The organism is uncultured Winogradskyella sp., from assembly GCF_947501905.1.
Taxonomy (GTDB): Bacteria; Bacteroidota; Bacteroidia; order Flavobacteriales; family Flavobacteriaceae; genus Winogradskyella.
In genome coordinates this window covers 659,408-672,969 of the sequence record NZ_CANMXL010000001.1, presented here as the reverse complement: position 1 = coordinate 672,969, position 13,562 = coordinate 659,408, and the positions used below count along the sequence as shown (strand labels likewise).

The following is a 13,562-nucleotide window of genomic DNA, read 5'->3' as shown; positions in this document are numbered from 1 at the left end:
TCAGGAGTTTTTTTAAGGATTGTTTAGCTTATTTCTTTATCGATTTTTTTGTAATTGTTAGCCCATTAGCTAACTCAACTTTAGCAATAAATACTTGTGTCTTTAGATTTGAAAGGTTGTAAGTTTCAGAAGATGAATCTCCATCTAAGTTATATACAAGTCTACCCTGTAAGTCATAGATAGAAATATTATTTATTGTAAGTGATGCGTTTTTTAATTCAAATTTGACATTTCCATCAGTAAGCTCCATAATAATTAAATCATTTTCACTTAGAATGTTATCATCAGTCGAAAGAGCTTGATTTTTAAATACAATTTCAAATCTCTCATTGAAAGTGCCACCATCAGAAGTAAATGTATAACCTGAAGAAGTTAAATCATGAATAATGTTTAAGTCATTATCTTTTAAGTAAACAGGATTATTACTCAAGAAATCACCTTCACGTCCTACAGCTTCTAAAGTATAGGTTTCGTTTGTAGTTATGTAAGCTCCAAAACCTAATTTAATAACTTCGTCTTCAGTAAGACTAGACTTTGCTTTTCCTTGAATGACATAAAAGCCATCACCATTATTATCTAAAGAATAAAGGACGCCTGCGTTACCTGCATAATTTCTGTTTGTGTCTATAGCATTGCCATCATTTCCATCAGTAGCAATATCAGCATAAGCAACACAGATTTGACTGTAAATCCCTATACCCGAACTTAGATTTAAATGTAATTTTTCTATCGAATTAGAAGTACTAGCAACACTTGAATTACTAGTTCTATAAAATTCATCATTGGCATTATTGCCACTTACACGCATACTATTAGTAAACACAACACTTCCAGTAGAGGCAGAAGGTATAAAAAATGCTTGCCCAGAAGGTACTTGTCTAGAAGGTGCAGCTGTAGTTCCGTTACCGGCTTCCCCTAAAGTATTTACAGTGATATAGTCATTTTGATTGTAGTTAAGAACTTCATTACCTGGATTTGCAGCATCGACTGGGTTTACTTGAGACCACATATAGATAACTTCATAAACTGTATTATTTCCTGGGGCAACAGTTCCGTTTTGAGCAAAAAATTCGTCAATATCTATAGCAGAAGGATATGGGTTTCCAATTAAATTCCAGTGCAAACCATTCATTGGGTCATTATATACAGGGTATGTAACATCTCCTGTATTGTATGCGCCTTCAAAAACATAACTGTACGAAAATCCTGCACCAAGAAAACCAACCTGATTATGACTTCCTGCAAAACCTTGACCAGGAGTCATAGGGAAATCTCCTTGCTCTCTTGTCCATGCATCTTCATTATCGTCTAAATTATTTCCATCGGCATCAAGATAATTGACAGCATTAAACCAAAACACTCTACTACTATCAAATAATGCACCATCTGTACTTTCACCTACAACTGGAGAACTCCAATAAGTAACATCATACCAATTTGTCAATGGCGATGTAGTTTTATTTACAACAGAGGTAGCACCAGCGTTAAGAGTAAATGACCCAGCTAAAGCACCATCACCACGTTGTACAAAACTGCCTTGAGTTTCAACTGTAACTTCGTTAGATACAGAACCATCATCATTTATGGTTATGTCATTCATTACTTCTACAAAATAACCATTTGTGATTGTTAAACTTCCCCCAACATTAATAACGAGACTACATGCTGTGAAACTAGGATTAGTAGCATCTACTGTATAGTCACCGTCAAGTATAGCTGCCGTAAATTCATCTGGAGCACCAGCACTCCATGATGTACCATCCCAAGTCGTAGACGTAAGACAAGCGCAATCATTTACATGCGCTCCAAAGTCACTAGTATCATTTACTGGAGCAGTAGTCCATTGAGAGGCATCATAAGCAACTGTTGGTATAGTTACGTCTTGATTTCTTCTTAATACTGTGTTCTGAGCAAAATTTGAGCCATCTCCGATAAATCCTATCACGTCAATATTTTCACCATTAATAGTTTGTAAGGCCATTGCGTCGTTACCACTAAAATTTAAAGCAGCACCTGTGATAACTAAATCTCCAGTAATTGCTGCGCCATTTCTAGATAACAAGAACGTTGAATATGGGCCTACAGAACCAGATAAATTAGCAATATTTGGTAGTGTTGCTCCATTACTATATCTAGCAATTCTGTATGCGGTTAAATCTATTGTGCTATTAGTAGGGTTATATAACTCTATGTATTTATTATTACCTGTTCCAGCACCTTGAGGTTCATGGTATTCACTAATAATTAATTCAGAACAATTTGGTATAGTTGCAGTAACTTCTCCATCAACAGGAACATTAATAGTTGTTATACCTGTGCTAGCAACTGTTATGTTGTCACTGTATGTATTTACCGTCAAGCCAGAAATAAGTCTAACATATATGTTTGTAAGTGCTACATCACCAGAAGCAGGAGTTAAATTAATAGAACCTCCAAACCCTGCACCCGAAGTCAAAGAAATTTCAAAATTTGTCGGTGCAGTAATGACTATATCTGTTGAAAGTGCAGAACCGACAACACCAAAACTTTGTTCAGTTAATGAAGCATCGCCTTCTACATAGCCTAATCCAGATATAGATGGAGGACTTACATTAACAGTCGGTGTCACTGGAGCAGTACCTTCTACAAGAATATTGTCTAACAACGGTCTTTCATCATTACCATTAACTGTCATTGTAACTCTAAGCTCAATAGTAGAACCAGACAAGCCTGTGTCAGATACAACAGTCAACGGAAAATCATTGATTATAGTACCATTATTTGCAGCTAGTGTCCATGCACCTCCATCAATTCTATATTCTGTAACAAAAGTGTCTGCATCCTCAAGAGTATCTGTAGCGTCATTTTCTGAGGCTTCTAAAGAGAATTGAACATTAGTGAAATTTGTAATATCAATAACTGGTGACAACCATGTAGCATCTGTGTCAAGATCTCTAGCTTCAAGCATTTCACTTCTTACTTGAAAATAATCATTTGTTGCTGTGAGAGAAGCATTACTAATGTCTACTGTCCATGAAACACCAGATACATCAGTTATTGGTCCAGGACCAATAGCACCTTTGCCATCTTGTCCTGTAAAGTCTTCAGAATATATAGTTGTTTGCCCATACCCAATAAGAGAAAAAGAGAAAAAAGCAAGTAAAAGAATAGGTAGTTTTTTAAACATAACGATTTGGTTTTTTTGTCACATTAGACACAAAGTAAGGTAATTACAACCTATTTTTGTGTTATGAACCCTCAAAAAACCTATTCTCTCGATGAAGCGCAGAAAATGCTAGAAAATTATTGTGCATATCAGGAGAGATGTCACAAAGATGTTACCGATAAACTGCGACATATGCGGATGATACCAGAGGTCATTGATACTATTGTAGTGCACCTTATTGAAAATAATTATCTTAATGAAGAGCGTTTTGCAAAGGCTTTTGCAAGAGGAAAATTTCGAATAAAGAAATGGGGCAAGAATAGAATTATAAGAGAATTAAAATTTCGTCAAATTTCAAAATATAGTATTGATTCGGCTCTAAAAGAAATTGATTCTGATGATTATTTTGAAACATTACATGAATTAACGCTTAAGCGAATGACTCAGGTTCAGGAAAAAAACATCTATAAAAAGAAAAAGAAAGTTGCAGATTATTTACTTTACCGTGGATGGGAGTCTAACCTAGTTTATGAAAAAATAAACGAGCTTATGACGTAGCGTTTTGCGTTTTATTAGTCCTTATAATAGCCTGTTCATTTTTCCAATCTATCCATTTCTGACCTTTTATGCGACGCATAATATTATCAAAACTTCGCATAATGAATACATTGTAAATGGCTTTACTCAAATTTTTAGGATTACGAGCAATAGCACGCAAACTCATAGAAAAACCAGGTGTTATATAACGCATATAATGCCAATAACCTTCAGGCATATACAAAACTTCTCCATGATTAAGATTGCAAACCCAACCCTTAGCATTTTTTAGTGCAGGCCATTTCTTAAAATCTGGATTGGCAAAATTGATATCCTCACGTGTGATTAATGAGTGAGGTATTTTATACAAATACTTATTCTGTTTTTGGTCGAATAAAATACATTGTTTTTCACCTTCAAAATGAAAGTGAAAGATGTTAGCCAAATCAATATCGTAGTGCATAAAGGTGTAGGAATCTCTTCCACCAAAAAAGAGCATTGGTAAACCCTTCATGAGCCGTAAACCGAAATCTGGAAAACTAAAATCCTTCTGAAGTTGAGGTACCTCTTTTAATATATTCCAAAGGAAAATGCGATATTTTGTAGGCTCACGCTTTAACAAATCCACATAATCACTCATTTTCATTTTAGCATGCGCCTCATTAAAACCATCCTTATAATCTACAGGTCTATCATCGTAAAGCGGTACAGTGATATCGCCTGCAGTCTCTTTCATGTAGTCCAAACTCCATTTAGAATATGCAGGCCAATCTTCAATAAAACGCTCAATAACCACAGGCTTTTGAGGTTTAAAGTAGTTTTTAATAAAATCCTCTTTGGTAATCGTTTTTACACGAGGAATGTCTTGTAGATTTAATTCCAAGTTAGGTTGATATTAGTAACTCAAAGTTAATAAAACGTGACTAAAATTAGAAAATTGTAAAACGAACTTTAACGAATTATTTTAATGCCTTAGCTTTTTGCTTAGCATCTTCGTTGCGCTCAATCTTATGTTCTGGTCTTGACCACCTAGGTTTTTCGCCTAAAGCTTCAAATTGAGAATCTGATGCTTCAACCGTTTGTGGTTGTACTTTTTTAGTAAACGGTTTCTGTGGATTTAACCCCAATAACTTAAACATTTCCATATCCTCGTTAACATCAGGGTTTGGAGTTGTCAGTAATTTATCTCCAGCAAAAATAGAGTTAGCACCTGCAAAGAAGCACATTGCTTGACCTTCTCGGCTCATTTGTGTACGACCAGCACTTAAACGCACCTGAGTTTCTGGAAGGACAATACGTGTTGTAGCAACCATACGAACCATATCCCAGATTGAGACTGGTTGTTGGTCTTCTAAAGGTGTGCCATCAACAGCAACTAGTGCATTGATTGGTGTTGATTCTGGTTGAGGATCTAATGTAGAAAGTGCAACAAGCATTCCTGCACGATCTTCAGTTTTTTCACCCATACCAATAATACCGCCAGAACATACAGTAACATTGGTTTTACGAACGTTATCTATAGTTTCTAAACGGTCTTCAAAACCACGAGTGGAAATCACTTCTTTATAATATTCTTCTGAAGAATCTAAGTTATGATTGTAAGCATATAAACCAGCTTCAGCCAAACGTTGTGCCTGATTTTCGGTAACCATACCAAGCGTACAACACACTTCCATATCTAGCTTATTAATTGTACGGACCATTTCTAAAACTTGGTCAAACTCAGGGCCGTCTTTTACATTTCGCCATGCTGCTCCCATACAAACTCTAGAACTTCCTGAAGATTTTGCACGTAAGGCTTGTGCTTTTACTTGCTGTACAGACATTAAATCATTCCCTTCAATATCAGTATGATAGCGTGCTGCTTGAGGACAATAACCACAATCTTCTGGACAACCTCCAGTTTTTATTGATAACAATGTAGAAACTTGAACCGTATTTGGGTCATGATGTAAGCGATGCGTTGCTGCTGCTTCGTATAACAAATCCATAAAAGGTTTGTTGTATATCTCAAGGATTTCTTCTTTGGTCCAATTGTGTCTTACTGTACTCATAAACGTCAAGTATTTATAAAACAAAAATAGTTATATCCATTTAGATTCTCGCTCGGTAGCATCTAAAATATCAACATTTAATAAAGATGCTATTTCCCTTGCTTTATTAAAGGCATCTTCGGTATCATAAGTCCTATATGCCTCAATTCTTTTATTGCTGTTATAGAACAAGTTTAGTTTAATAACCTCATTTGTAACATTAGCTTCAGCAGATGTTTGCCTTAAGGTTGTGGTTTCATTTGTTTTAAAAACGGAAACGTATTCTATTTCCGGAAGTGATTGCCAATTGCCGATGGTAAAGCCTAGTATGGACTTAGTTTTTCTATATTTTCTGTTTATAAAATCGAATTCTGAGCCTTCAACTAAAAGCATGTAAATACCAAGACCTATAACGACAAAACCTCTAAAACTTGAAAAAAGAGAAATCAAACCTATAATTAATACTAACAAACCTAGTACTGTCTTCCATATCGGAAGTTGTCTTTTAAAAGTGAATTTGTTCATGAATATATAGAATGATAAATTCCACCCAATCGGGTGGAATTTATTAAAAATGATTATTAGTCTTCAGACGTTTCAACTTCAGCATCATCTGCGTCAATCTCTTTTTTGTCTTTACCTTTTAAGTACTCAGGTAAATCCATTCCCGCCATATTAAACATTTCTTGTAAAGGTGGTACAGCTTTATACATGCCCGATATAAAATTAGAAGTAGATGTTTGTCCGTCTTTTCCGCCACCGTTTTCCCAAACAGTCACTTTATCTATTTTTATATTCTTAATCGCTTCAGCTTGTGTTTTTACTAGCTCAGGTAATTTATCAGCAATTAATAAAAGTACCGCATCTTTAGAGCTGTTGCCAGCTGCTTTTACGATTTCATCTAAACCAGCAGCTTGCTTTGTTAAGACTTCGTACAACCCTTTTGCTTCAGCTTGCGCTTTAAATAATATAGCATCTGCCTCACCTTTAGCACGCCTTCTAATGCGCTCAGCTTCTGCTTCGGCATCAATTTCAACCTTACGTTTATCAATTTCAGCAGGTACAATAACATCTGCCATTTGAGATGAGCGTTCACGCTCAGCTCTCGCTAATTCGGCTTGTTGTTCCGCAGCATACGACTCTTCTAGTGCTTTTGCTGATTGTACTTTTTCAGCAGCGATAGCAACTCTTTCTGCTTCTGCTTCACGCTGACGACGTAGCGAATCTGAATTTGCTACAGAAATTTTAGCAGAGTTTTCTCCTTCTACAGCTTGTGCGTTTGCTGCTGCGACTTGTGTTCTTTCGTCTTGTACAGCATTAGCTTCACCAATAGAACCATCTCTAGTTTTTTCTGCTACAGACTTACGAGCCGCGTTGATAGCGTGTGCAGCAGCTTCTTTACCAAGAGCTTCAATGTAGCCAGACTCGTCAACAATATCCGTAATATTTACGTTAATTAGCTTGAGACCTACTTTCTTTAACTCCGATTCTACAGACTGAGAAATATTAGCCAAAAATTTATCTCTATCAGAGTTAATTTCCTCAATATCCATTGACGCAACCACTAAACGTAACTGACCGAAAATAATTTCTTGGGCTAAATCTTGTATTTCATTTTGTCCTAAGCCTAATAAACGCTCAGCTGCATTTTGCATGACACCTGGCTCTGTAGAAACACCAATAGTAAAACGTGATGGTACGTTAACACGAATATTCTGTTTTGAAAGTGCATTTACTAGATTAACCTCAATAGAAATTGGCGTTAAATCTAAAAATTCGTAATCCTGAATTACAGGTAAGATAAAGGCAGCTCCACCATGAATACACTTGGCCGATTGACCACCGCCAACTTTACCATAAACTACCAGAATTCTATCCGATGGACAACGCTTGTAACGTTTGATTAATACAATAAGAATGAGTACTACAAAAAGTACAGAGAAAATAAGAACCATTGGGCCACCAATGCCTTCCATGATGTTCTCTTGAAGAAGGATATTTAATGATTTCATATAGTTAAGATTTAGTATGGTTAGTAATAATTAATTTTTATTCCTCAATAAGATGAGATTCTTCAATTTGTGACGGTTTAATGGGTTTTCGTGTTTGGTCCACGATAAGAATTCCATTATTTGTTACATCAACAACTTTAATAATCGTTCCAGTTTTTAAATCTGAAAGCGAATCTGTCAAGGCATCTAATTCTCGCATAGTGCCTTGAACTTTTACACTCACTTTTCCCATTCTAGAACGGTCTGCGCCAATGGTAAGATACACTTCGCCAATGGCATCGATAGCGTTTTTCATTTTTAAAGTGCCACTATCAGTTAGTTTACTCATAAAGTAAAACAAAGCTGCCATTATCGTCATCATAACCAAACCTGCAAATACCGAAATCATAATGGTTACAGGTTTAGATAAACCTGCATCGATACATGCAATACCGCTCCAACCAAAAATGGTAAAAAAGCCTACCAAATTTTTAAAAGTTAAAAACTGAAAACCAATCCCAGCATCGCCTTCAATTTCGGCATCGACATCTTCAATGTCATCTGCATCACCACCAGTGAATGCCATAATCATTACGATAGTAAAAATTAAGGACCCAATAAGTGCGATGGACCAATACAGTTTTGGAAAGAATTCTAAATTAGAAAACCACTCTAGCATAATTCAACGATTTAAAATGAGTTAGTAATATGACCTAATATAGGCGTGTTTCATCCTATTTTGAAAGTAATACAGACACTGCGTTACCACCAAAACCTACGGCGTTAATCATAATTTTTGAAATCTTTTTTGGAGACGATTGTTCCAAATACGGGATGTCAATAAAGGTTTGATGGTTAAGCATAAGTACGGCCATTTCTATACTTAGTAATCCCGAAGCACCGAGACTGTGACCTACTTTCAATTTATTAGTAGTCAAAGCAGGAATTTTGTTACAAAAAATTTCTTTTATCGCATTGTATTCTGCCAAATCACCTTTTATTGTTCCAGGAGTATGCGTTACAATAATATCAACGTCATCAGGGTTTGAGTCATCTAAAGCCATTGCCATTGAGCGTTGAAAACAATCTGCATTTGTAGATAATGAAGCGTTGTGCTCTAATAATTCTGTACCGTAGCCAATACCTTCAATTAGTGCGAGAGTTTTACTGCTTTTTTCAATTTCTAAACAAGCCATTGCAGCGGCTTCGCCAAGAATCATGGTGTTTTTTGTTTTGTTGAAATCTAAAGCTTTGCAAGGTCTATTATCGGATTCTTTAGAATAGATTTTAAGCGCTTGCATTTGTGCAATGGTAAACGGCGTTAGTGGAGCTTCACTACCACCAACTAAAAATTTATTTGTTAGTCCAGCTTGTAACCAAGCGACCCCATTAAGCATAGCGTGTAATGCTGTTGAGCATGTTATAGAATGTGAAATCTCTGGGCCTTTGGTTTGCAAATCGTGAGCAATCCAAGACGAGATGTTTCCTAAAGTTGTTGTTGGAGAACTTAAGGTTTGTGCTTTTTTATGTTCTAAGAAATCTTCAAAATACATTTCAAATAAACCTGTGGCTCCTCGAGAAGACCCAATGTTTATTCCAAAATTATCTTTAGTATCCCAACCAGCAGATTTTACGGCTTGCCTTGCTGAATATATCCCGAATAAAACAGAATCATCAAGATGCTTATATTTTGAATTTGAATAGCGAAGTGATTCAATTTCTTCTTTAGCACTTTTTGGTAATTGTGCTACCCAGTTCCCTTCTTTTTTAAAAAAAAAATGATGTCCTGATTGGTAGTTTTTCCATATAGTTTCGGTATTGAAACCTAAAGGAGAAATAGATGAAATTGCAGTTATAGATATTGGTTGTTTCAAGTGGAAAATATTTAAAACAAATGTAAGATTTAATGATTTCTAATGGAAGTTAACAGGATCAATTTATTATTTTGTAGGAGATTTAATTTAAAAGATAAAATGGAAGAGTATAGAAAGAAAAGCTGGTTTAGTAGAAATTGGGGATGGGTGCTTGGAGGTGGCTGTTTGACTATAATAGTGCTTTTAGTTGTATTTGTAGGGAGTATATTTTTTGGTGTAACAAAAATGTTTACATCTTCGACTCCTTATAAATATGCTATGGAGCAAGCTACAACAAATGAAAATATCATCGCTTTAATAGGTGAACCCATAGAGAAGGACGGTATGTTACAAGGTAATATTAGTTTAAATGGAGATGATGGAGAAGCAGATTTTAAAATTCCGATTAAAGGTCCTAAAGGAGAAGCTAGAATAGTAGTTGTTGCTAAGAAAGATTATGGTAAATGGGTATATGAAAAATTATATGTGCAAATAAAAGATTCTCAGAAACAAATCAATCTTATGGAGGAAAAACTAGAGGGTATTTAACGCTGCTTCAATTGTACTGTATACTTTTTCTAATTCTGATTCTGAAATTACATATGGTGGTTGAATATAAATGGTGTTGCCAAGAGGTCTTAAAAACACCCCATTATCCATAAAAAACTTCAGTAATTTTTCTCGTAAATCGCCATAACGAGGGACGTTGATGTCTAAATCTAAAGCAAAAATAACACCGATATGTCTGGTTGATTTTACTTTTGGATGTTTAGAAATACGTTCAGAAAAATGTTGATGTGATTTTGATATGCTACTTATATTATCTTGAATGTCATTAGACGTCAGTAATTCTACAGTAGCAATAGCAGCGGAACAAGCAATTGGATTGGCAGAATACGTATGGCAATGGAAAAAACCTTTTGCCATTTCCTTACTTAAAAAAGCATCGTAAATATTTTGAGTACAAGACGTAATAGCCATAGGAACTAAACCTGCTGTTAACGCTTTACTTAAACAAATAATATCGGGTTTAGTTTCTATGTAATCTGATGCAAAATGTTTACCTGTTTTACCAAAACCAGTCATCACTTCATCAGCAATGGTTAAGATGTGATTGTCTTTACAGAATTTTAAAATAGTGTTTAACCCTTCAGCGTTATGAATTTTCATTCCAGCTGCACCTTGGACTAAAGGTTCGTATATAAAACCAGCGATGTCAAAATCTTTAGTATATGTTTCGAGTTGCTTTAAAATGGATAGGTGATTTGTTCCATCAGGTGTTGGAATCCGTTTGACATCAATTAAAAATTCTTCAAAAGGACCATTGTAAACGGATAAGCCTGAAACACTCATAGCTCCAAAGGTGTCGCCATGGAAACCATTTTCAAAAGCGATAAAAACTGAACGTTTTTCATCGAGATTGTAGTAATACTGTAAGGTCATTTTAATACCAGCTTCAACCGCAGTAGAACCATTATCATTAAAAAAGATTTTTGTTTGACCTTGAGGTAATATTTTAATGAGCTCTTCTGATAACTTCACTGCAGGCTCATGTGTAAAATCACTGAACATTATTTGGTCTAACTGACGCATTTGTTGTGACACTTTATCAACGATATAGTCATTGCAATGCCCAAACATGCATGTGTACCATGATGAAATGGCATCTATATATTCATTACCATCTTCATCAGTTAAAAGACAACCTTTTGCTTTTACAATAGCCAAACTTTCAGGATGGGTTTGGTGTTGTTTCAGTGGATGCCAAAGATGTTTTTTATCACGCTCTCTTAAACTCATAAGCTCTTTTTAAACTTTTCGGCATATTCTTTAATTACGTTTTTGTCAAAGTAAGGTTCGTCTTCAATCCTTCCGAGGACAGTAACTCCTGTCATTTTTTTGATAATGCTTTCGGTGGATTTGTGTTCATTCCCACTATAAATCAAACTCACATCAAATCCTTTTTCCTTTAACGTGTTTATAGTTAATAATGTGTGATTTATGCTTCCTAAATAATGTCTGGAAACTACAATGACTTTATAATTTGGTTGGATAATATCTAAAATAGTGTCTTTGTCATTTAATGGTACCATTAGACCGCCAGCACCTTCAATAATTAAATGATTCTTTGTTTTTGGAGGTTGAATGTTCTTTACGTCAATAGTAATTCCGTCAATTTCAGCAGCACCATGAGGACTCATAGGTGTTTTTAAAGCATAACTATTCTCATGAAAAACAGATTTAGAATTAGACACATAGCGCTTTACTTTGTGTGTGTCGCTATTTTCTAAATCACCAGCTTGGACGGGCTTCCAATAATCTGCCTCTAAGGCTTCAACTAAAACTGCAGATATTATGGTTTTGCCTACATCTGTAGATATTCCTGTAATGAAATAAGTGCTCATATGCGTTTGCCTTTGAAAGGATACTCTTTTTTTATAGGAAACTCAGTTTTACAATCTTCACAAACATATTTGTAGCGTGTACTAAAAGGCAATGTAAAAGTTATGATTCCAAATATAAATGCTATTAATGATTTAAAATTATCAATTGAAGAAAACAGTTCTATATGATGCTGCTTGCAATTTGGGCACTCTATGGGCTGTCCGTTATTGTCTAAGGAATATGCTTTTATAGATTTCAAAATCTTTTTAGCCTCAAGTTCATCTTCAGTATATACTTTTAGTTTTACACCGCCAATAGCATTACTAACCAACGGATCAGTATCAATTGTTAAGTTGTCTGCTAAAAAGACTTTTATACCGTCTGCTTCTAATCGCCCTTTAGCAATTTGAGCTTCGGATGAATATTGGTATTTGGCTATAGTTACAAAAGTCTTCTCTGTCATAAAGCAAAGGTAGCAAGTAACTCTAAGACTTGAGTGATTTCTTGCTCAGAATTATAGCTATGGAGGCAAAAACGTAAGCGTTCTTGATTTTTGGAAACTGTTGGCGAAAGGATTGGTTTGACGTCAAATCCTTTTTCTTGAAGTTTTGAAGCAGCGTTCTTTACATTTTCGTTTCCTGAAATAATACAGCAGTGAATTGCTGAACTACTTAGTATGAATTTATCTTCTAGATTTAATCGTTTGATTTCAGATTTAAAAAACTCAATAATACTATCTAATTCATAAGAAGCTTTAGAATCTTGTAAATAATCATAAGCACATTGAATAGTAGCAACAGAATGTGGAGGCAAAGCTGTTGTATAAACCAAACTTCTTGAAAAATTAACCAAATAATCTTTTAAATCTTGAGAACCTAAAATTGCTGCACCGTGACAACCTAAAGCTTTCCCAAAAGTGATAATACGTGCAAAGACAGGAATTGTAACCAAGCCTTGGCCAAATACACCAACTGCATGCGCTTCGTCTATAATTAAGTGCGTATTGTATTCCTTTGATAATTCTAAAAGTGCTTCCATATTTGGAGAATCACCATCCATAGAAAATACGGACTCTGTAACTATATATACGCTGTTTGAATCATGCTGAACGTGTTTCAGCATCTTATTTAAGTCTTCTAAATTATTGTGCTTAAATTTATAAGTCTTCGCATTACTAAGTTGAATGCCGTCTCTTATGGATGCGTGACTATATTCGTCATAAAGTATAATATCGCCACGTTGTGGTACTGCTGAAAAGAAACCCAAATTAGCATCATAGCCTGAATTATAAACTAATGCCGCTTCGGAGTTATGAAACCCGCAAAGTGTCTGTTCTAATTTTTTGTACAACTCATGATTACCAGATAGTAATCGAGAACCTGTTGCACCATTTACATTAAAATCATTTGAATCAAGAAAAGCTTTTGTATTCTCAAAAATGGTTTCAGATTTTGAGAATCCTAAGTAGTCATTAGATGAAAAATCTACAAGAGCATTAGAGTTCCCTAATTGTCTAAAAGCATTATTGGCTTTACGCTCTTCTAATTTTTTATGTAGTTTTTTGGGTAGCATTGGCCAAAGATACAAACCTAATAAAGTATTATAAAATCACACTATT

13 protein-coding genes are annotated in these 13,562 nt (G+C 35.1%); 2 read left to right on the top strand and 11 right to left on the bottom strand.

The window, feature by feature from the left end; all coding sequences use genetic code 11:
* Positions 1-28 precede the first annotated feature (28 nt).
* Positions 29-3,166, bottom strand: coding sequence for a lamin tail domain-containing protein (locus tag Q0770_RS03070; RefSeq protein ID WP_299113877.1), 3,138 nt, complete (start codon positions 3,164-3,166; stop codon positions 29-31).
* A gap of 63 nt (positions 3,167-3,229) precedes the next feature.
* On the opposite strand from Q0770_RS03070, the gene Q0770_RS03065 reads away from it, so the two are divergent.
* Positions 3,230-3,703 carry a regulatory protein RecX gene (locus Q0770_RS03065; protein WP_299113876.1) on the top strand — a complete coding sequence of 158 codons (474 nt, stop codon included), beginning with the start codon at positions 3,230-3,232 and terminating at the stop codon, positions 3,701-3,703.
* Here the strand turns inward: Q0770_RS03065 and Q0770_RS03060 are convergent.
* The 6 genes from Q0770_RS03060 to Q0770_RS03035 form a co-directional block, all read right to left on the bottom strand.
* Positions 3,693-4,565, bottom strand: coding sequence for a cupin-like domain-containing protein (locus Q0770_RS03060; RefSeq protein WP_299113874.1), 873 nt, complete (start codon positions 4,563-4,565; stop codon positions 3,693-3,695). The genes Q0770_RS03065 and Q0770_RS03060 overlap by 11 nt on opposite strands.
* A 76-nt stretch (positions 4,566-4,641) precedes the next feature.
* Positions 4,642-5,736, bottom strand: coding sequence for a biotin synthase BioB (gene bioB, locus Q0770_RS03055; protein WP_299113872.1), 1,095 nt, complete (start codon positions 5,734-5,736; stop codon positions 4,642-4,644).
* A 30-nt stretch (positions 5,737-5,766) separates the two neighbouring features.
* A complete protein-coding gene (locus Q0770_RS03050; RefSeq protein WP_299113870.1) occupies positions 5,767-6,240 on the bottom strand; it encodes a hypothetical protein in 474 nt (157 codons plus the stop codon).
* A gap of 56 nt (positions 6,241-6,296) precedes the next feature.
* Positions 6,297-7,670: a flotillin family protein gene (locus Q0770_RS03045; protein WP_370454712.1), complete on the bottom strand. Its 1,374-nt coding sequence runs from the start codon at positions 7,668-7,670 to the stop codon at positions 6,297-6,299.
* 94 nt (positions 7,671-7,764) lie between these two features.
* Entirely contained in the window at positions 7,765-8,385 is a 621-nt protein-coding gene (locus Q0770_RS03040; protein WP_299113866.1) for a hypothetical protein, read from the bottom strand.
* Between the two features lie 55 nt (positions 8,386-8,440).
* The gene (locus Q0770_RS03035) at positions 8,441-9,580 is read right to left on the bottom strand and encodes a beta-ketoacyl synthase N-terminal-like domain-containing protein (protein WP_299113864.1); all 1,140 of its coding nucleotides are present in this window, start codon (positions 9,578-9,580) and stop codon (positions 8,441-8,443) included.
* A 99-nt stretch (positions 9,581-9,679) separates the two neighbouring features.
* Between Q0770_RS03035 and Q0770_RS03030 the strand changes: the two genes are divergently transcribed.
* A complete protein-coding gene (locus tag Q0770_RS03030) occupies positions 9,680-10,108 on the top strand; it encodes a cytochrome c oxidase assembly factor Coa1 family protein (protein ID WP_299113862.1) in 429 nt (142 codons plus the stop codon).
* On the opposite strand, the gene bioA is transcribed toward Q0770_RS03030, so the two are convergent.
* The 4 genes from bioA to Q0770_RS03010 are packed head-to-tail and all read right to left on the bottom strand — an operon-like array spanning position 10,094 to position 13,516.
* On the bottom strand, positions 10,094-11,359 hold the full coding sequence (gene bioA, locus Q0770_RS03025; RefSeq protein WP_299113860.1) for an adenosylmethionine--8-amino-7-oxononanoate transaminase: 1,266 nt from the start codon (positions 11,357-11,359) through the stop codon (positions 10,094-10,096). The two genes, Q0770_RS03030 and bioA, sit on opposite strands and share 15 nt — an antisense overlap.
* Positions 11,356-11,964 carry a dethiobiotin synthase gene (gene bioD / locus Q0770_RS03020; RefSeq protein WP_299113858.1) on the bottom strand — a complete coding sequence of 203 codons (609 nt, stop codon included), beginning with the start codon at positions 11,962-11,964 and terminating at the stop codon, positions 11,356-11,358. Before bioD ends, bioA begins: the two co-directional genes overlap by 4 nt.
* Positions 11,961-12,407 carry a DUF2007 domain-containing protein gene (locus Q0770_RS03015; protein WP_299113856.1) on the bottom strand — a complete coding sequence of 149 codons (447 nt, stop codon included), beginning with the start codon at positions 12,405-12,407 and terminating at the stop codon, positions 11,961-11,963. Before Q0770_RS03015 ends, bioD begins: the two co-directional genes overlap by 4 nt.
* The gene (locus tag Q0770_RS03010; protein ID WP_299113854.1) at positions 12,404-13,516 is read right to left on the bottom strand and encodes a pyridoxal phosphate-dependent aminotransferase family protein; all 1,113 of its coding nucleotides are present in this window, start codon (positions 13,514-13,516) and stop codon (positions 12,404-12,406) included. The genes Q0770_RS03015 and Q0770_RS03010 overlap by 4 nt, the downstream gene beginning before the upstream one ends.
* Positions 13,517-13,562 lie beyond the last annotated feature (46 nt).